This is a genomic window from Arthrobacter sp. sptzw32 (assembly GCF_059089735.1).
In genome coordinates, this window is record NZ_JBNHEZ010000001.1 from 48,747 (window position 1) to 68,291 (window position 19,545).

16 protein-coding genes are annotated in these 19,545 nt (G+C 65.8%); 8 read left to right on the forward strand and 8 right to left on the reverse strand.

Annotation, left to right across the window (positions count from 1 at the left end; all coding sequences use genetic code 11):
* Window positions 1-31 precede the first annotated feature (31 nt).
* On the forward strand, window positions 32-1,810 hold the full coding sequence (locus tag AC5RVN_RS00230) for an N-acetylglutaminylglutamine amidotransferase (protein WP_494136735.1): 1,779 nt from the start codon (window positions 32-34) through the stop codon (window positions 1,808-1,810).
* Window positions 1,811-1,824: 14 nt separating this feature from the next.
* Here AC5RVN_RS00230 and AC5RVN_RS00235 read toward each other — a convergent pair whose 3' ends face one another.
* A complete protein-coding gene (locus AC5RVN_RS00235) occupies window positions 1,825-2,730 on the reverse strand; it encodes a phosphatase PAP2 family protein (protein WP_494105197.1) in 906 nt (301 codons plus the stop codon).
* Window positions 2,731-2,830: 100 nt separating this feature from the next.
* Between AC5RVN_RS00235 and AC5RVN_RS00240 the strand changes: the two genes are divergently transcribed.
* The 3 genes from AC5RVN_RS00240 (at window position 2,831) to menD (ending at window position 8,075) form a co-directional block, all read left to right on the forward strand.
* A complete protein-coding gene (locus tag AC5RVN_RS00240) occupies window positions 2,831-3,826 on the forward strand; it encodes an o-succinylbenzoate synthase (RefSeq protein ID WP_494105196.1) in 996 nt (331 codons plus the stop codon).
* Window positions 3,827-4,009: 183 nt separating this feature from the next.
* The gene (locus AC5RVN_RS00245) at window positions 4,010-6,079 is read left to right on the forward strand and encodes a PhoX family protein (RefSeq protein WP_494136736.1); all 2,070 of its coding nucleotides are present in this window, start codon (window positions 4,010-4,012) and stop codon (window positions 6,077-6,079) included.
* Window positions 6,080-6,293: 214 nt separating this feature from the next.
* A complete protein-coding gene (gene menD / locus AC5RVN_RS00250) occupies window positions 6,294-8,075 on the forward strand; it encodes a 2-succinyl-5-enolpyruvyl-6-hydroxy-3-cyclohexene-1-carboxylic-acid synthase (RefSeq protein ID WP_494136737.1) in 1,782 nt (593 codons plus the stop codon).
* A 26-nt stretch (window positions 8,076-8,101) separates the two neighbouring features.
* Here menD and AC5RVN_RS00255 read toward each other — a convergent pair whose 3' ends face one another.
* The 5 genes from AC5RVN_RS00255 to AC5RVN_RS00275 all read right to left on the reverse strand — a co-directional run bounded on the left by AC5RVN_RS00255 (window position 8,102) and on the right by AC5RVN_RS00275 (window position 13,746).
* Entirely contained in the window at window positions 8,102-9,328 is a 1,227-nt protein-coding gene (locus AC5RVN_RS00255; protein WP_494136738.1) for an aminotransferase class I/II-fold pyridoxal phosphate-dependent enzyme, read from the reverse strand.
* Window positions 9,329-9,624: 296 nt separating this feature from the next.
* Window positions 9,625-10,428 carry an amino acid ABC transporter ATP-binding protein gene (locus AC5RVN_RS00260; protein WP_494041683.1) on the reverse strand — a complete coding sequence of 268 codons (804 nt, stop codon included), beginning with the start codon at window positions 10,426-10,428 and terminating at the stop codon, window positions 9,625-9,627.
* Between the two features lie 12 nt (window positions 10,429-10,440).
* Window positions 10,441-11,232: an amino acid ABC transporter permease gene (locus tag AC5RVN_RS00265; RefSeq protein WP_494041684.1), complete on the reverse strand. Its 792-nt coding sequence runs from the start codon at window positions 11,230-11,232 to the stop codon at window positions 10,441-10,443.
* Between the two features lie 150 nt (window positions 11,233-11,382).
* A complete protein-coding gene (locus AC5RVN_RS00270; protein WP_494041685.1) occupies window positions 11,383-12,186 on the reverse strand; it encodes an ABC transporter substrate-binding protein in 804 nt (267 codons plus the stop codon).
* A gap of 168 nt (window positions 12,187-12,354) precedes the next feature.
* Complete coding sequence (locus AC5RVN_RS00275; protein WP_494136739.1) at window positions 12,355-13,746, reverse strand: isochorismate synthase; 1,392 nt, start codon at window positions 13,744-13,746, stop codon at window positions 12,355-12,357.
* Between the two features lie 159 nt (window positions 13,747-13,905).
* Here AC5RVN_RS00275 and AC5RVN_RS00280 point away from each other — a divergent pair, with 159 nt between their 5' ends.
* The 3 genes from AC5RVN_RS00280 to AC5RVN_RS00290 are packed head-to-tail and all read left to right on the forward strand — an operon-like array spanning window position 13,906 to window position 17,129.
* Window positions 13,906-14,688, forward strand: a complete 783-nt coding sequence (locus tag AC5RVN_RS00280; protein WP_494105190.1) for a demethylmenaquinone methyltransferase — start codon at window positions 13,906-13,908, stop codon at window positions 14,686-14,688.
* Between the two features lie 3 nt (window positions 14,689-14,691).
* On the forward strand, window positions 14,692-16,032 hold the full coding sequence (locus tag AC5RVN_RS00285; RefSeq protein ID WP_494136740.1) for a geranylgeranyl reductase family protein: 1,341 nt from the start codon (window positions 14,692-14,694) through the stop codon (window positions 16,030-16,032).
* Window positions 16,029-17,129 carry a polyprenyl synthetase family protein gene (locus tag AC5RVN_RS00290; protein WP_494041689.1) on the forward strand — a complete coding sequence of 367 codons (1,101 nt, stop codon included), beginning with the start codon at window positions 16,029-16,031 and terminating at the stop codon, window positions 17,127-17,129. The genes AC5RVN_RS00285 and AC5RVN_RS00290 overlap by 4 nt, the downstream gene beginning before the upstream one ends.
* Window positions 17,130-17,437: 308 nt before the next feature.
* Here AC5RVN_RS00290 and AC5RVN_RS00295 read toward each other — a convergent pair whose 3' ends face one another.
* Window positions 17,438-17,863, reverse strand: a complete 426-nt coding sequence (locus AC5RVN_RS00295) for a hypothetical protein (RefSeq protein WP_494105188.1) — start codon at window positions 17,861-17,863, stop codon at window positions 17,438-17,440.
* 13 nt (window positions 17,864-17,876) lie between these two features.
* Window positions 17,877-18,545, reverse strand: coding sequence for a trimeric intracellular cation channel family protein (locus tag AC5RVN_RS00300; RefSeq protein WP_494041691.1), 669 nt, complete (start codon window positions 18,543-18,545; stop codon window positions 17,877-17,879).
* Window positions 18,546-18,605: 60 nt separating this feature from the next.
* Here AC5RVN_RS00300 and AC5RVN_RS00305 point away from each other — a divergent pair, with 60 nt between their 5' ends.
* On the forward strand, window positions 18,606-19,499 hold the full coding sequence (locus tag AC5RVN_RS00305; RefSeq protein ID WP_494136741.1) for a sirohydrochlorin chelatase: 894 nt from the start codon (window positions 18,606-18,608) through the stop codon (window positions 19,497-19,499).
* Window positions 19,500-19,545 lie beyond the last annotated feature (46 nt).

The window sequence follows — 19,545 nt, forward strand, 5'->3', positions numbered from 1 at the left end:
TTGCAGTCAACGCAGGAACGAGGACACCAGCATGTGCGGTATAGCCGGCGAGATCGCCTTCAACGGGAGAGCGCCTTCCCTGGAGCCGGTTTTGAAGATGATGGGGGCCATGACATCCCGGGGGCCCGACGGGGAGGGGACCTGGGAATCGGGCTGGGTAGCCTTGGGACACCAACGGCTCAGCATTATCGACCTGTCCGAAGCAGGGGCGCAGCCAATGCTCGACGACAGCGGCCTCGCCATCGCGTTCAACGGCTGCATCTACAACTACAAGGATTTGCGCCGGGAACTGGAGCCTGAGTTCACCTTCCGTTCCACCAGCGACACCGAAGTCATCCTGAAGGCCTACCGCAAGTGGGGCGATGACTTTGTGCACCACCTCGTGGGGATGTTCGCGGTTGCCCTTTATGATCCGCAGCGGGAGGAGGTCCTGCTGGTCCGGGACCGGTTGGGCATCAAGCCGGTGTACCTTTCCCACCTGCCGGGCAGGTTGCGGTTCGCGTCCAGCCTGCCGGCGCTCGTCGCCTCTGGCGGGGTAGACACCTCCATTGACGAAGTAGCCCTCCACCACTACCTGAGCTGGCACTCGATAGTTCCGGCACCACGAACCATCCTTCGCGGCATCCAGAAGCTGCCGGCCGCCACCATCCGGACCATCCGTGCGGACGGGACCTGGCACGACCGCGAGTACTGGAAGCCCAGCTACACCCGCCGCCCCGAGCACGAAGGCTGGTCCGCCCGGGAGTGGCAGGACGCTGTCCGCGAATCCCTCAAGACGGCAATACGACGGCGGATGGTGGCCGACGTGCCAGTGGGCGTCCTTCTGTCCGGCGGGCTGGATTCGAGCCTCCTGGTTGCGCTGCTTGCCGAGGAGGGCCAGCAGGGGCTGTCCACCTTCAGCATCGGCTTTGACGGCGCGGGCGGGGACTCCGGGAATGAGTTTGCGTATTCGGACCTGGTGGCGCGGGAGTTCGGCACACGGCACGAGCGCCTCCACATCAGCACCGCCGACTTTGCGCCGTCGGTTGATGCCGCGGTGGGTGCCATGTCCGAACCCATGGCCAGCCATGACGTGACGGCATTCCACCTGCTCTCGAAAACTGTTGCTCAACACCTGAAGGTGGTGCAGTGCGGCCAGGGCGCAGATGAGGTGTTCGGCGGGTACGCCTACCATCAGCCGCTGGCGGGGGCAGGCCGTTCCGAAGCACACCAGGTGTTCACCTCAAGCTTCGTCGACCATAGTCACGGGGAGCTCCTGAACATTGTGGAGCCCGAGTGGTACTGCGGATCCGATGCCAGCAGCCAGGTCCTGGCTGCAAACCTTGAAGCTTCGGGGGCGGACACCGCCCTGGACGCAGTGCTTCGGCTGGACACGCACCTGCTGATGGTGGACGACCCGGTAAAGCGCCTGGACAACATGACCATGGCCTGGGGCATCGAAGCGCGGGTTCCGTTCCTGGACCACGAACTGGTGGAACTCGCCGCGGCCTGCCCACCTGAGCTCAAGGCGTCCCAGGGCGGGAAAAGCATCCTGAAGGACCTGGGCCGGCAGCTGCTTCCCAGGGCTGTGGTGGACCGTCCCAAGGGTTATTTCCCTGTCCCTGCACTTCAGCACCTGGAGGAACCGTACATGTCCATCGTGCGGGAGGCCCTTCACTCGCCTGAGGCAAAGCAGCGCGGACTGTTCCAACCCACCTTCATCGACGGACTTTTGGCGGACCCCAACACCCGGCGGACCCCGGTCAACAGCAATGTTCTCTGGCAGTTGGCGCTGCTGGAAATGTGGCTCCAGCACCACGGGGTGGGCTAAAGCCGGGGTGACCGTCAGCGCCGAGGCGAGTCCCGGCGTCGTGCGGCGTACGCGAACAGGGCGGTGGTGGCTACCGTGGCCAGGTACCCGGCGATAACAATGAGCGAGATCCCGGCCCAAAAATAGTTGGTGGTGCTCACTTCCTGCCAAGGGGTGGGTGCAATCCGGGCCAGCGAGAACATTGCCACCGCAGCCGAGGCCAGCCCGATCAGCACCGGCAGCGTCAGCCAGATCCGCGCCGAGCCCACATGCGCGCCAAAGCCGTCCCACACGTTCCAGACTCCGCGGCGGATAATGAGCCAGCCCGCAGGAACCATAAAGGCGCCTACCAGCAGGAACGCGGCCACCACGTCGGCGGGGCGGTGCCACTGATTGATCAGCGTGGACACCCCGGAGGCGATGGCGAACGTTCCGCCCACGAACCCGGCCATCGGGCGCCAGCGCGGGGAAGCCATCAGGAACACGGCAGCCGCCGCCGATGCCGCCAGCGTCGTGTGCCCGGACGGCAGCGAATTCAACTCCAGTGTCACCACGCCTTTGTCAGGCCTGGCCGGCAGCACATCCTTGAGGACCTGCGTGGCGATGTTCGCGGCGATACACGCTGCCACCGCGATGCCGGCTTCGGTCCACCGCTTCCGGATCACCGTGACAAACAGCACCACGACGGCGGCCATCACCAGAGAGATGGTGGGCAGCAGGTCCAGGAACCTGGTGCTCGCCTTGCCTGCCGGCCCGTGGATATCGACGGCTTCCACGAGCGCGGACTCGTCAATGAACTGGCCCGTGGTGGTCTGGACGAAGTAGTAATAGGTGGCCATCAGCCCGGCGACGCACGCCAGGGTGGCAAGCACAAACAGGAAGCCCGACCCGGGAGCGGGGCGTGCTGGGGTCCTGGTCTGTGCCTGCCGTTGAAAAGCCATCACTTCAAGGTTGTCACAAAAAGCTGGGATCCTGCCGCATGCTCCCTGACCGCGGGGCGCCCCGCCAAGGTATCTCTGTCACCGCTTGTACAGTGGGTCCATGCCTACCGCGCCAGTGCCCGATCTCGAGGAACTGCTGGCCGGCGCGCACGTGGTGAACCTGCCCATGCGGGTAAAGTTCCGCGGCATCATGGAGCGGGAGTCACTGCTCCTGCAGGGCCCGGCGGGCTGGGGGGAGTTCTGCCCCTTCCCGGAGTACGGCGATGCCGAAGCGTCCCGGTGGCTGGCTTCTGCTGTTGAGGCAGCGTGGCAGGGTTTTCCTGCTCCGTTGCGTGGCGTAATCCCCGTCAACGCCACCGTTCCTGCTGTTGCTGCCGGGCGGGTGCCCGAGGTCCTTGCCCGCTTCGGCCGGGTGGACGCGGTGAAGGTCAAGGTTGCCGAGCAGGGCCAGACGCTCGACGACGACGCCGCCCGGCTCACCGCCGTCCGTTCCGCCCTGCCTGATGCCGCCATCAGGGTGGATGCCAACGGCGGCTGGGATGTTCCCGCCGCCGTCGAGGCACTCACCCGGCTGGCCGGCGTCGGCCTTGAGTACGCGGAGCAGCCGGTTCCAACCATTGACGGGCTGGCGGAGGTGCGGTCCCGGCTGCGGACTGCCGGAACGCCCGTGCTGATCGCGGCTGATGAAAGCGTCCGCAAGGAAAGCGACCCCCTGCGCGTGGCCCGTGCAGGTGCCGCCGATCTCATCGTGGTTAAGGTGGCGCCGCTCGGGGGAGTGCGGCGCGCGCTGGACCTTGTGGCCCAGGCCGGACTTCCCGCCGTCGTCAGTTCAGCGCTGGACACCTCGGTGGGGATCCGTGCGGGCTTGGCCTTGGCCGCGGCGCTGCCGGAACTGCCGTACGCGTGCGGGCTGGGTACCGTGTCCCTGTTCGAATCGGACATTACCTCGGATCCGCTGGTGGCCGACGACGGCGCCATCCGCCTCCGCGACGTCGCCGCCGACGCCGGGCTGCTGGAGCAGTATGCCGCAACACCTGCGCGCCGGGATTGGTGGCTGGCCCGGCTCCGCCGCGTCCACGCCCTCCTTCCGGCCTGACGCTCTCTCACTTTCCGCACGAATTCTCCTGACGCTCTATCACTTAATGCACCCTTTTCCGCGACCCTCTCGCGTGTTCCCGCAGGTCACGCGCGGTTAACCGGAACTTCACCTCGGGGACTACTGCGCGTAGAAACCGCCTGACAGGGTGGGCGAACCGCATCAAATTTTTGGAAGGCACCCATGTCTGAAACGACTGCCCGCAAGTTCACCCTGCTGCCGATGCTCGGCCACACGAAGGGCAAGCGCAGCGCCGTCACCTGCGCGCTGAAGTGTGACAACGCGTGCGCCGGCGACGTCTGCAACACCAGCTCCAACAGCTACTTCCGCGACATCGCCTCCGCCACCATGTCCCGCCGCGCCGCCCTGGGGTTCGGGGCCGCCGGTGCGCTCGCCGTCGTACTGGGCAGCGCCGTCACTTCACCCGATTCCGCCAACGCCGCGGGCCTGTCCAAGGCCGCCAAGGAAGGCTTCGGCAAGTCCAAGCTGCAGTTCACCGCGATCCCTTCGATCGATGCCTCCGTGGACGCCGTCACCGTTCCTGAAGGTTTCACCTGGCGGCCGGTCATCCGCTGGGGCGACCCGATCTTCAACGACGCGCCGGAGTTCGATGTGCACAACCAGACAGCAGCCGCCCAGGAGAAACAGTTCGGCTACAACAACGACTACACGGACATCCTGGAGATCCCGGGCAGCAAGGGCCGCCGCGCGGTGCTGTTCGCCAACCACGAGTACACCAACGAGAACATCATGTTCCCGGCCACCATGCCCGCGGATCAGATGCGCGCTGTGGGGGCAGCCGCCCACGGCCTCAGCGTGGTGGAGCTCGAGCGGCAGAACAAGAACAAGCCGTGGAGCTACGTCAAAGGCGCGGAACGGAACCGCCGGTTCCTGAACAACACGAAGTATGAACTGACGGGTCCGGCCGCCGGCTCCTCCCTGGTCAAGACAGTGGACGACCCTTCAGGCCGCTTCATCAAGGGCACCCTGGGCAACTGCGCCGGCGGCACCACCCCGTGGGGCACCATCCTCTCCGGCGAGGAAAACTTCCAGGGCTATTTCGTTGGCAACGGCACCTCAGCAGGTGACAAGCGGTACGGCATCACCAACAAGCCCACCGCACGCGGCTGGGAACAGGACGAGCCGCGCTGGGATACCCGTAAGTCCGGCTACGAAAACGAAGCCAACCGCTTCGGCTGGATTGTCGAAGTCGACCCGTTCGACCCCACCTCCATGCCTAAGAAGCACTCCATGCTGGGCCGCTTCAAGCACGAGGGCGCGAACGTCATCATCGCCGAGTCCGGACACGTCGTTGCCTACTCGGGTGACGATGAGCGGTTCGACTACCTGTACAAGTTTGTTTCAAAGGACAAGTACATTGAGGGCAACCGCAAGCACAACATGACTCTCCTGTCCGCGGGCAGCCTCTACGTAGCCAAGTTCACCGGCAACTCGCCGGCAACGGAAATCACCGGCACCGGGGCTGTGCCCTCGGACGGCGCCTTTGACGGCACCGGCGAGTGGCTGCCGCTGGTGGTGGACGGCAGGTCAGCGGTGCCCGGCATGTCGGTGGAAGAAGTTCTGGTGTACACCCGGCTGGCTGCGGACAAGGTGGGCCCCACGAAGATGGACCGCTGCGAGGACGTGGAGCCGAGCCTCTTCACCGGCAAGGTGTACGTGGCCTGCACGAACAACTCCAACCGCGGCACGGGCACAAACGAAGGCGCCACAGAAGTGAACCCCCGCAACCAGAACCGCGACGGCCACATCGTGGAAATCACCGAAACCGGCGGCCAAACCTCCACCAAGTTCACTTGGAACCTGCTGATGGTCTGCGGCGATCCGGCGCAGGGCGACGTCACCTACTTCTCCGGCTTCCCCGTGGACAAGGTCTCGCCCATCTCCTGCCCCGACAACCTCGCCTTTGACTCGGTGGGCAACCTTTGGATCTCCACGGACGGTGCCCCCTCCGGTATCGGCCGCGCCGACGGCCTGTTCAAGGTCACCCTGGACGGCGCCGAACGCGGCAAGGTGGAGCAGTTCCTCGCCGTCCCCCGCGACGCCGAAACCTGCGGCCCCATCATCCACGACGACGAGCGCACGGTGTTCGTCGCCGTGCAGCACCCGGGCGAGGACGGCACGTTTGAGAAGCAGGTCTCCTTCTTCCCGGACTACGTTCCGGCAGGATCGACCCCCGCCCCCGGCCAGGCGCGCGCGCCACGCCCGTCCGTGATCCAGGTGTTCCGCGCCTAACTCCTGCCCGCGGACAAACGCTCTCTCACCTTCCGCACGTTTTAACGAAACGCTCTCTCACCACATGGCCCAATGGGGGCGTGTGGTGAGAGAGCGTTTCCCGTTTTGGTGCAGGTGGTGAGAGAGCGATTCCCGTTTTGGTGCAGGTGGTGAGAGAGCGTTGCGGATTTTCGTGCGGAAGGTGAGAGAGCGTTGGGGGTGGCAGACTGGTTTGGTGACTTCGTCCAACGACTCCGCCCCCGACGCTTCCCCGGACTCTTCCGGGATTCCCTCTTCCCGCGCAGGTTTCCCCGATGCCTGGCCGTCGCTGAGCGCGCTCGCCGCGGCACGGATCGCCGTCGGGGTACTGGTCGACGGCGGTGTGCAGCACGTGGTGGTATCGCCCGGTTCCCGGTCCGCGCCGATGGCATACGCGCTGGCTGAAGCTTCGGCACAGGGACACCTCGAGTTGCTGGTCCGCATTGACGAGCGCTCCGCCGGCTTCACGGCCCTTGGGCTGGCCCTCTCCACTGGTTCGCCGGCCGCGGTGCTGACGACCTCCGGGACCGCCGTTGGGAACCTGCTGCCGGCGGTGATGGAGGCCAACCACGCAGCCGTTCCGCTGATCGTCCTGTCCGCTGACCGGCCCGACGAGCTGCGCGGCACCGGGGCCAACCAGACCACCATCCAGCCTGACATCTTCGGCGAACAGGTGCGCTTCGCCGTCGACATTCCGGCAGGAACAGACCCTGAACGCGGCATCCGGACCGGCCTGTCCGCGGCCACCGGCGCGTTCCCCGATCTTCCCCCCGGACCCGTCCAGCTCAACCTGGCCTTCCGTGATCCGCTGGTCCCCGCACCCGAAGAGAAGCTGCCGGAGCCCACTGACCGCCCCCGATACCGGGTGGCCACCGAGCCCCTCGTGATGAACCTGCCCCCCGCATCGCCGGACCTGCCCGAACGGCGCACCGTCGTCCTGGCCGGACACGACGCCGGCCCGGTGGCCGAGGCCTTCGCCCGCGCCCACGGCCTGCCGCTGCTGGCCGAGCCCTCCTCCAACGCCCGCTTCGGGCCCAACGCCGTGGGGCCGTACCGGCTGCTGCTGGAGCATTTCGGGCCCGAGTCAGCAACGCCGATCGAGCGGGTTATCTTGTTCGGCCGCCCCACGCTGTCCCGCCCTGTTGCAGCCCTGCTTGCCCGCGCAGAGGTCCCATCCGCGCTCTACCAGCCGGTGCCCGTGGCGTGGTACGAACCCGGCCGGCGCACCGAACTGCCCCTGGAAAACCTCGCGGACCTGGCCGACTTCGCCGGCCGCGGCCCGTCAGCCTGGCTGGACACGTGGCTGCTCGCCGGTTCAGCCGCCCAGCACGCACTGGACCGGATCCTGGCCGAGGACGCAGCCGCCACCGGCCCGGGCGTCGGATCGCTGGTGTGGAAACATGCCAGCGGCCAGCTGCTGCTGGGCTCCTCCAACGGCATCCGCGATGTCGATCTTGCAGGCCTGCCCGCCCCCGAACCTGCCGCCACCATTTACGCCAACCGCGGCCTCGCCGGAATCGACGGCACCATCTCCACGGCCACCGGCATTGCGCTCGGCGGCAGGCAGGAAACCACAGTCCTGCTGGGCGATGTCACCTTCCTCCATGATGCCGGAGGGCTGCTCCTCAATTCCGGAGAGGAACTGCCGGACTTGCGGATCGTGGTACTCAACGACGCCGGCGGGGCCATCTTTGACCTGCTGGAACATGGTGCGGTGCGGGAAGCCGGGGACTATGGAGATACTGTCGAACGGCTTTTCGGCACCCCGCACGCAGTGGACCTCGCGGCCCTTGCCGCAGCGTACGGCGTCGGGCACTGCTCAGTAAGTACGACGGCGGCACTCGCCGAAGCGTTGAGCCAGCCCATCGCGGGCCGCAGCATCGTGGAAGTCCGCACGGACCGGCACGGGCTGCGCGACCTGCATGGGCGGATCAAGGATGCCGTTGCTGCAGCGGTCGGGGGAGTCCTGGCCGGGTAGCCCCGGTTACGAGCAGGTGCGCCGGTTCATCCTTCGCGGCCGTTCATGCTCTCCTTCATCACCGCTTCGAAGGCAGGCAGGCTGCGTTCGATCATGTCCTCGTTGGCAGTCAGGGACATACGGAAGAAGCCCGGCGTCTCGAAAAGCACGCCCGGAAAAACAAACACATTGTGGTGGACGAGCGACTCGGTGAAGGCCTCGTCATCCGGGATGGGGGTGGTGACGTAAAGGTAGAACGAGCCTTCCGGCGGGTGCAGACGGTAGCTCATACCGCCCAGTGCATCTACCAGACGGTCCCGGCGCCGTTGTAGCTGTCCCACGTCGATGGAGAACTTCTCCAGTTCGGGAAGCGCGTGCTGGAGCAGGGCATTGGGGTACACCCAGCCCATAGCCACCTGCAGGCCGGTGATGGCGGGCCGCATCGCGTCCCGGTCCGGCAGTGTGGGCGGCAGGGCCAGGTAACCCACCCGCTGGCCGGGGGAGAGGTGCGTTTTGCCATAGGAGTATGCCAGAAGCGTGTGGGCGTAGAACTCCACGGGACTATGGAAGCGCAGGCCGTCATACACGATCCGGTTATAGGCCTCGTCCGAGACCAGGTAGATCCGCCGGCCGATCCGGGCGGAAGCCGCCTCCAGCAGGTCCGCCAGCCGGAGCAGCAGGTCCGGAGGATAAATCCGTCCGGTGGGATTGTTGGGCGAGTTGACGATCACTACCCGGGTGCGCTCGGTAATGGCAGCTTCGATTGCGGCCAGATCCAGATCGAACGTGGAGATGTCCACCTTCACCTTCACGGGGACCAGTCCGGCTTCGAGGATCAGCGGCTCGTACAGGAACCATGGCGGCAGGCTGTAAATGACCTCGTCACCCGGATCGCCCACGGTCTTCAGGGCCAGCGCGATGGCCGCGAAGCCGCCGGTGGTGAGGTAGATATCCTCCGGCCGAAACGGTACGTCCAGCAGCCGCTGAAGGGATTCTGCAGCAGCCTCCCGGGCCTCCTCTCCATTGCTCTGGTACGCGAACCATTGGTCATGCTGCGGAGTAAGGGCATCCCGCAGCGTATTGACGTAGCGGTCGGGCGGCATCTGGTGCGGGTTGCCGAAGGTGAAATCAGAAATGTCAGTTTGGCCGTGCCGGCGCAATTTGGCCGCCGTGAAGAAAGCATCGACCCGCTGGAAAGAGGGGATGGATGCCAGCCGGGCGGCACGCGTCGATACTGCCGGGGTGGCCTGCGTTGTGGTTGTCGGCTCTCTCATTTAAGCGCTCCTGTGGTTGCCGGCCGGGGCCTGCTGTGTGGGTTGGCAGCGCGCTGCTGAGCCAGTGGAGGCTGTAGAGGGACCATTGTCGAATGCACCAGCCACAGAAGTAAAGGACCCCGCCGGAACGAAAACCGGCCGGCAGTGCGGCGCCCCGCCGCCGCACGAATTACGCGGGCGTCAGCGCGCAAAGGCCCAGCTGCGACGCAAAAGCGCGGGGACGCAAAAATTCCCCGCCGCCATGGACAACCACAGCGCCGGGGAATTCGCCAGGCGGTCCTAAAGAGGCGGAGCGCTTATTCCTCGATGTCGATGTGTGTGGGATCGAGCACGCGGCGGAGGAACTCCTTGGTGCGAGGCTGGGTGGGGGCGGAAATGACCTGCTCGGCCACGCCTTCCTCCACCACAACGCCGCCGTCCATAAACACCACACGGTCGGCAACTTCGCGGGCGAAGCCCATCTCGTGGGTCACCACCAGCATGGTCATGCCCTCCTGGGCGAGGTTCCGCATGACGGAGAGGACGTCGCCCACCGTCTCAGGGTCCAGCGCAGAAGTAGGTTCGTCGAAGAGCATCAGCTCAGGGTCCATGCTCAGTGCGCGGGCGATGGCCACGCGCTGCTGCTGGCCGCCGGAGAGCTGGTCCGGGAAACGGTCCGCGAGGTGTCCGAGTCCCACGCGCTCCAGGTTGTGCATGGACACCTTGTCCGCCTCGGCCTGGGAGCGCTTGAGAACCTTCGTTTGGGCGATGGAGCAGTTGCGCTTGGCGTCCAGGTGCGGGAACAGGTTGAACTGCTGGAACACCATGCCCACCTTGCGGCGCATCCTGTCGATGTCCACGTCGGGATCGGTGGCCTCAAAGCCGCCCACATGGATGCTGCCCTGGTTGGGCTGCTCCAGCAGGTTCACGCACCGCAGCAGGGTGGACTTGCCGGAACCCGACGGCCCGATCAGGCACACCACTTCACCCGGCGCCACGGCCAGGTTGATGCCCTTCAGGACCTCGTTGGATCCGTAGGACTTGCGCAGGTCCTTGATTTCCACGCCGGCAGCGTGGATGGTGCCGGTGCTGCCGGCGGAGGAATGTACGACGTCGTTCATAGTCTTCCCTGCCTATCGATTGTTCCGCGCGGTGCGGCTTTCGAACTTCCGGGCCAGGAAGCTCAGGGGGATGGTGATCACCAGGTAGAAGGCGCCGGCCACCAGGAGTGGAGTAAGGCCCGCGCCGAGGCTGGAGATGCCGTCGCGGCCAAACTTGGTCAGCTCGTACTGGGATGCGGTGAGGCCCAGGACGTAGATCAGCGATGAGTCCTTGGTGAGCAGGATGACCTCGTTGGTCAGCGGCGGCAGGACGATCTTGAACGCCTGCGGGATGACGATGGTGACCATGGCCCGCCACTGCGGCATGCCAAGGGAGCGCGCGGCCTCCAACTGGCCCTTCGGTACTGCCTGCAGGCCTGCGCGGAGGGTTTCGGCGATGTAGGCCGAGGCCACCATGCCGAGCGAGACCATCACGATCACGGTGATGTTCCAGGAGACGCCGAACGCCAGCGGAACGCCGTAGCCGAAGGCGATGAAGACCAGCAGCGCGGGAATGCCGCGGAAGAACTCGATGTACCCGGTGGCGATCCAGCGGTACAGCGGGAAGCTGGAAAGCTTCATCAGGGCCAGCAGGAGACCGCCGGAGAGACCCACAATGAAGCCGAGGAAGGTGTAGATCAGGGTGTTCGTCAGGCCGGTCATGAAGATGCCCGGGAACATGGGGCCGATCTTGGCGAAGTTGAAGACGCTGTTGCCGATGGTTTCCCAGTCGGTGGCCAGGACCAGCGCGGCGATGGCCACAACAAAGATCCCGGCCTGGACATACAGGCTTACTCTGGCTCGTTGACGTGCGGTCATTGCCATGGGTTACTCACATTCGTTGTGCGTGGCAGAGGCCCCGGACTCACTGCGGTACAGCTCGTCCGGGGCCCCGGCTGCGTAGTTCTCTAAGCCGTGCACCAACCTGGGCGGGGGAGCCTCAGGCCTGCACGGCCACTACTTTGCGGTCTTTGGCTACTTGGCGGTTTCGCCGAACCAGGTGGTCTTGAACTTCTCGAGGGAGCCGTCGTCGGTCAGGCGCTTGAGCGTGCCGTTGACCTTTTCCGCCATGGCGGTGTTGCCCTTCTTGATGGAGATGCCCAGCTGCTCGCCGGTGGCGAACTCCTCAACGCTCTTGAACTTGGGCTGGTCCTTGATGGCGTAGCCGAGGACGGACTGGTTGCCCAGGGCGGCGTCGATGGTGCCGGCTTCCAGGGCCTGTACCAGAAGGCCGCTGTCCTCGAACTGCTGGGCGTCGATGCCCTGTTCCTGGGCGTAGTCTGCGCCGGTGGTGGCTTGCTGGACGCCTACCTTCTTGCCCTTGGCGCCGTCAAGGTTGGTGATGCCGGAGTCATCGCTGGCTACCAGGGCGAGGTCGTCATCCAGGTACGGGGTGGAGAAGTCCATGACGGACTTGCGGGTGTCCGTGATGGAGATGGAGGAGATGCCGAGGTCGCACTGGGTCAGTGCGGTGCCGGTCTCGATGGCCTCGAAGGAGCTGTCCACGATGCTCAGTTCAGCGCCGAAGTCCTTGGCGAGCTCCTTGGCGATGTCAACGTCGAAGCCGACCGTCTGGCCGTCCTTTTCGAATTCAAACGGCTCGTAGGGAATGTCGGAGCACACGGTGAGCTTGCCGGCGTTGATGAGCTGGATGCCGCCTTCGGAGGCTGCCGGAGTGGAGCCCCCGCCGCCGCAGGCCGTGAGGGAGAGGGCGCCGACGGCGAACAGTGCTGCTGCCTTGGCGGTGATCTTGGCCGTGGCCAGGGACTTGAGCTGCATGTTTCTTACCTTTTGTTGCAGGAGTATGCGGTACTAAATCGGTTCATAGTGTAGCGCCGATTACGAGATGTGCATCACAGGAAACTTCGATTCACTATTGGATAACCAAGTTACCGTTGTTTCAAGCCTAGGTGAAGGGGTGATGTTCCGGATCCCGGACTTTCCGGCCTAGCTGCTGATTCCGAGCGACTCCAGCATGGGCCGGAACTTCGCCCAGGTTTCCGCCAGTTCGGCTTCCGGCTGTGATCCGTCCACGATCCCGCAGCCGGCATAGAGGCGCACCGTGTCGTGCGACTCGATGACAGCCCCCCGCAGGGCGATGCCCCATTCTCCGTTACCTGCAGCATCCAGCCACCCCACCGGTCCGGCGTACGGTCCGCGGTCCAGGTGCTCCAGCTTGCGGATCAGGGCCCCGGCCACCTGAGTGGGCGTTCCGCACACGGCCGCCGTGGGATGCAGGGCGTTGATCAAGGCCAGGCAGGTGGGCACATGCCCTTCCACCTCCGTGAGTTCCGCTTTCACATCCGAGGCCAGGTGCCAGACGTTGGGCAGCTCAAGGATGAACGGTTCGTCATGGGCGTTCATCGCCTCGGAGAACGGCGCCAGCTGGGAGGTGAGCGACTGGATCGCGATCTCGTGTTCGTGCCGCTGCTTTTCCGACCCCGCCAGCACCCGCGTGGCGTAATCCATGGGAAGGCCGTCCTCGCCGTGGGCATCACGCCGGTCAAGGGTTCCGGCCAGCACGCGTGCCTGGGCAGTGCGCCCCTCCACCTGGATCAACATCTCCGGCGTGGCCCCCACCAGGCCGTCCACCCCGTACGTCCAGCATTCGCGGTACCGCCCGGCGAGCTCCCGCAGCACCTGAGCGGCGTTCACACCGGAGGGAACGGTAGCCACGACGTCGCGGGCGAGCACCAGTTTCTCCAGCGCGCCGGTCCGGATCTCGGCCACACCCGCTTCCACGGCGGCCATCCAGTCTTCCTCACTCAGCGACCCCGTATGCAGGGTTGCGCCGGCGGCAAGAGGCAGGGGACGTACGACGGCGCCGCCCGCCCGGGCGGTAGCCGCGCCGGAGGTGCCGTCCCCGCCGGAGTCCGCCGCCGCCGTCGTGATTCCAGCGCCTGGTGCATTGCTGATTAGCCAGCGGTCCAGCGCGGCGAGGGCACTGTCCTCTGTGAGGGGGCCGTCGTCGAGCGTTAACTGGGTGAGCCAGACCTGTCCGTCCCGTACACCCACCACTACCTCAGGCACGATCAGCCGGGATTCATGCGCGGAAGTCTTGGAGAAAGCGAAGGAGCCGAAGGCCACGGGACCGGTGCCCGGCAGATCCACTGCATCCGAGATGTCGGCTTCGAGCACCAGGTGGCGCCACCAGATGTCGGCCTCAAGAAAGCGGTCAGGGCCGGTGGCGGTGAAACGGGTGATCTCGCCGAAGCCCACCAGGCCGGCCTCGCGGCGCGTCCAACACAGGACGTCATCCCGCACCAGAAACGACGGCAGGCCCCCGGGGAATTTTCGGCCGTCAAGGGGGACTGTCAAGGAGCGGAACGTGCTGGTCATGATGGATCAACACTACCCCTCAGTAAACGGCAGCAGCGTGCCGCCATCCAGGCCGGGGTGGCCCACAAGCTCCGCGGGGCGCAGCCTTCCGCTACTGACCCGGACGTCCGCATCAAGGCCTTGGTCCGGACGCTCCGGAACATTTGAGACAATGTCTGGGTGAACCGAGCATCCTTGGAAAAGCGTCCGGACGAAGTAGCCACGATGTTTGACGACGTCGCCCCCAAATACGACGTCGTCAACGACGTCCTGTCCCTGGGGCAGACCCGCCGCTGGCGCAAGGTAGTGGTGGAAGCCATGGAAGCCACCAAGGGTCAACTCGTCCTGGATCTCGCCGCAGGAACGGGCACCTCCAGCGAGCCCTACGCGGATGCAGGCATCGATGTGGTGGCCTGCGACTTCTCGCTCGGAATGCTCAAGGTCGGCAAGCGCCGCCGCCCGGACATCAACTTCGTGGCCGGGGACGCCACCAATCTGCCGTTCGCCGACAACACCTTTGACGCCACCACCATCTCCTTTGGCCTGCGGAACGTGAACGAACCCAAGAAGGCCCTGCAGGAGATGCTCCGCGTCACTAAGCCCGGCGGCCGCCTGGTCATTGCCGAGTTTTCGCAGCCCGTGGTTCCGCTGTGGCGCACCATGTACACCGAATACCTCATGCGCGCACTGCCGGCCATCGCCGTCAAGGTGGCTTCCAACCCGGACGCCTACGTCTACCTCGCCGAGTCCATTCGCGCCTGGCCGGACCAGGACCACCTGGCCGCCTGGCTGGAGGAGACGGGTTGGGAAAAGGTTACCTACCGCAACCTCACGGGCGGGATCGTTGCAGTCCACCGTGCGCTCAAGGCCCCCGAGGCTACAGCCGGCACCCCCGGCGGATCTGCTGCCGCCATCGCTGCGCACAAGGGCCCCGTGGCCAAGCTGCGCCGCAACATCCGCTGACCCGTGAGGGTACTGATAGTCGGTGCGGGACCGGCCGGTTCCACCGCCGCGTACTACCTCGCCAAGGCGGGCATCGACGTCACGGTTCTGGAAAAGACCAGCTTTCCGCGCGAGAAAGTCTGCGGCGACGGCCTAACCCCGCGCGCCGTCCGCGAAATCCAAAAGCTTGGACTGCCCCACCCGGAGGAAGACGGCTGGCGCCGCAACAAAGGCCTGCGCCTCATTGCCGGCGGCCGCACCATCGAACTGCCTTGGCCGGAGGTGTCCGACTTCCCGCAGTACGGCCTGATCCGCACTCGGCTGGGCTTTGACGAGGAACTGGCCCGCCATGCCCAGGCCGCCGGTGCCACCATCCTCGAGCGGCACAGCGTGACAGAAGCCCTCCGGGACGACGACGGCCGGGTCACCGGCGTCCGCGCCGCAGTCCTCGACGAGGCAGGACGCAAGACGGGGGAAACGCGGAAGTTCAGTGCCGACGTCGTACTCGCCGCCGACGGGAACTCCACCCGCACAGCCGTGTCGCTCGGCATCCAGAAGCGCGACGACCGCCCCCTCGGCGTGGCCGTCCGCACTTACTTCACCTCGCCGCGCACGGACGATGACTGGATGGAAGGCTGGCTTGAGCTCCCCGGCCGTGACGGCAAGCTGCTGCCCGGCTACGGCTGGGTGTTCGGCGTAGGCGACGGCACCTCCAACGTCGGTCTCGGCATCCTGAACTCCTCCAAGGAATTCGGCAAGCTCGACTACAAGCAGGTCCTGCGCGAATGGACTGCCGGGATGCCCGCCGATTGGGGCTTCACGCCGGAGAACCAGGTGGGTGAGATCCGCGGTGCCGCGCTGCCCATGGGCTTCAACCGCACCCCGCATTACTCTGCCGGCCTGCTCCTTTTGGGTGACGCCGGCGGCATGGTTTCGCCATTCAACGGCGAAGGCATTTCCTACGCCATGGAGTCAGCGCGCTTCGCCGCCGAGTTCATCATCGACGCCTCCTCCCGAAGCGTGGCTGCTGGCGGAACGTACAACGCCGACGCCCACCTCTCGCGGTACGCGGACTATGTGCGGGACCAGTGGGGGTCGCACTTTACGCTGGGGCGGGCGTTCGCCGCGCTGATCGGCAAGCCGGCGGTCATGAAGCTCGCGCTGCGCACCGGCATGCCCATCCCGGTGCTGATGCGGTTCGTGGTCCGGCTCCTGGCCAACCTCACGGACCCCGCTGCCAAGGGCTTCGAGGACCGGGTGATCCGGGTCCTGGAATCGCTGGTTCCGGCCACATCGAATACATTGCCCACCCCGGCAGTCTCCAATCAGCGGTATCCGCAACAAAAAGTTAGGGTTAACCCGTGACCAACCCCGCGAACCACAGCTGGACGCATGCCGGACACGGCCTGACGGACTCCGAACCCAGCCTCAACACCACCGCCATCGCCACCGGCCTGCAGCTGCCCGCGGGGTTCGCCGCCATCGCTGGTGACGCCGAGCTGGGACCCGCCATCACCACCAACCTGGCCCGGGTTGAGAAGAAGCTCCGCGAAGCCATTGCCAACTCCGATCCGCTCGCGGACGCCACGTCCCGCCACCTCGTGGAAGCCGGCGGCAAGCGCATCCGGCCGCTGCTGACGCTCCTCTGCGCCCATCTCGGTGACGCATCGCTGCCCGCAGTGGTGCAGGCCGCCGTCGTGGTTGAACTGACGCACCTCGCCACCCTGTATCACGACGACGTGATGGACTCGGCGCCGTTGCGCCGCGGTGCGCCCACCGCCCACGAGGTGTGGGGCAACTCAGTGGCCGTCCTCACCGGTGACCTGATTTTCGCCCGCGCCTCCATCCTGGTGTCCGAGCTGGGCGGCCGCGCGCTCGGCATCCAGGCCCGGACCTTCGAGCGGCTGTGCCTGGGCCAGCTGCACGAGACGGTGGGACCGCGGCCCGACGAGGATCCGGTGGAGCATTACCTGTCGGTGATTGCGGACAAGACGGGCTCCCTGGTTGCGGCGTCCGGACAGTTCGGCGCCATCTTCTCCGGTGCCGACGAGGCATACGAAGACGTTCTGGTGGAGTACGGCGAGAAGGTAGGCGTTGCCTTCCAGCTCGCCGACGACGTCATCGACGTCACGGGCATCAAGGTCAAGTCGGGCAAGTCACCGGGCACGGACCTGCGCGAAGGTGTTCCCACGCTGCCGGTGCTGCTCCTGCGCAAGGCCGCTGCCGATGGTGACCAGAGCGCCATCGGGCTTCTCAAGCTCATTGACGGGGACCTGACCTCCGATGAAGCCCTGGCCGAGGCTGTTGCGGGTTTGCGCGAGCACCCGGTTACTGCTGAGTCCTGGGTGGTTGCGCGCGAATGGGCAAATGAGGCCATTGCTGCGCTTGCCCCGCTGCCGGAAGGCGTGGTCAAGGAATCGCTGTCCAACTTTGCGGTGGCTGTGGTGGACCGCGCGAGCTAGCCCTTTTGTGTTGTGTGTCGAGGCCCGGCCCCCTGGTGGCGCCGGGCTTCTGCTTTTGGCGGCCGCTGACGTTCCTGCACTGTCCTTTAAACGGGACAGCCCCGGTCCGCAGCAACGGTACGAGTCATACGTTGCTGTGAACCGGGGCTGTCTCTCCGTTCGCATCAGACCCGCCGGAGGCGTTTAGCGGATCCGTGAACAGTCTATGACAGGTTTGTCACAAAGCGCAAGCAGCTTGTTACTTCCGGTGTCAAAGTCTTAGGCGAGGTGGATTTCCTGGTGGGCGACCGCCTGGTGGTCAACAGGACTTAGTCTTCGTCGTCCCCGAAGGCCCACTCGAACATATCGAACACGAACTCCGAGAAGGTGCCCTCTTCGGACTTCCACTGGCCGCGGGTGTTGTTGCGGCGGTACACAATGGGGTCCGGGACGCCGAGGTCGCCTACGCGGAAGCCCCAGGTGTACTCCTCTTCCTCATCCTCGAGGAACATGAGGAAGCCTTCGTCGTCGACTTCGAGCTCATCCGGGTCCCAGAAGTAGTGGTAGGCCTCCATCAGGTCCTCGCAGCCACCGATGGCCAGGTAGAACTCGCGGAGGACCAGGGGAATCTGGAATTGGTGGTCGGCCAGGGCCTTGTCCAGCTCCTCGGCGGACAGCCCGTCTTCTTCCTGCCATTCGTCTTCGAGATACTTCGGAACAAGCGCACGGAATTTCTCGAGGAACATGTCAGTCATGCAAATATCCTAGCTAATCGCCGCCCCGCAATTCGCCGCCTCCGGAACCGCTGCGGTGCCACCCGTTGACGGCCAGCGGGATGTACCAGGACCGCCGCCAGCCCACCACCCGGAAGGCAAAAACAAGGCCCGCCACCAAGCACGCCGTGACCGCGTTAAAGGCCCCCGTGACCCACAGCACCGTGGTCAGGGCCGCGCCGCTGAAGGCCGGCACGGCATAGAGGTCCCGGGAGTTGAACAGCTGCGGCACCTCGTTGGCGGTAATGTCCCGCAGCAGCCCGCCGCCCACCGCGGTCGTCACACCCAGGAGCACGGCAGCAACGGGGTTGACGCCGAACGAGAGCGCCTTGAGCGTGCCGGTAATGGAGAACAGGGCCAGTCCGCCGGCGTCGAACAGGACCAGCAAGGACGTGAAGCGTTCCACGCTGGAAAACAGGAAGTACACCAGGACCGTGGCAAGAAGCGGCGGGACGAGGTAGGCCGGGTTGGTGAAGGCCGCCGGGATCACGGCAAGGATGATGTCGCGGATAACGCCGCCGCCAAGGGACACGAGGGAGGCCAGCAGGAGGGAGCCCACAATGTCGAACTGCTTCCGGGCCGCCAGCAATGATCCGGAGACGGCAAAGAAGAAGACACCGGCCAGGTCCAGCCACACCAGGGCGATGTCAAAAGGGAAAGTCATGGAGCGTCCCGGCAATTCATTGAGGGCGGACAGGGCGGCTCCAACGTTACGCTAGCCCCTATGAACAGCCCCATCATGATCGCCTGCGCCCATGGGACGTCCAGCACACAGGGCGCCGCAGAGGTCAATGCGCTGCGGGACGCCATCGCCGCCCTGCGTCCCGGGCTGGATGTCCGCGAGGCCTACGTGGATGTCCAGCAGCCGGACCTGGTGGACGTGGTGGCGGGCCTGCCGGAGGGGGAGTCCGCCGTCGTGGTGCCGTTGCTGCTGAGTGTTGGCTATCACGTGAAGGTTGACATCGCCAGGGCGGTCAAGAGCCGTCCCGGAAGTGTGGCCGCCGCGCCCCTGGGGCCGGATCCGCGGCTCGCTGCCCTGCTGGACCAGCGGCTGCACGAGGCCGGGGTGACGGATCGCGACGTGATCGTTTTGGCCGCAGCGGGCTCGTCCAACCCCAAGGCGGCGTTGAGCGTCGAGGAGCTGCTGGGCCAGCTCCAGGAGCTGCGGCCCAACCGGATAACGGCCGCCTATGGTGCCTCCGCGAAGCCTTCCGTGCCCGACGCCGTCTCGATGCTTCGTGAGGAACTGGAAGGAGGTGCCGGGGCGGGAGAGTCCGCCGGAGCCGTCGACGTCGGCGGGCGGGTGGTGATCGCCTCCTACCTCCTGGCGCCGGGGTACTTCCACGACCAGCTGGCCAAGGCCGGTGCCGACCTGGTGACCGAACCGCTGCTGCCGTCTCCGGTGCTGGCCGAAATCGCACTGGCAAGGTACGACGCCGCCGTCGAAAAGGCCGCTGACACCTCCGCCACAACAGGTGCAGAAACACCAGCGGCAGTACCCGCCCAAAGCCCGGCCCATGGGCCCGCCGCAGCCCGCCCCGAAGTCGTGCCGGATGCACAGGAGGGTGGCTTCTTCAAGGCGGTCCGGCGTTTCGTGACGAAATATTTCCCTAGGTGACTCAACGTTTCCGGGCCTTTGTGACGCAATTCGGGCGGGACCTACA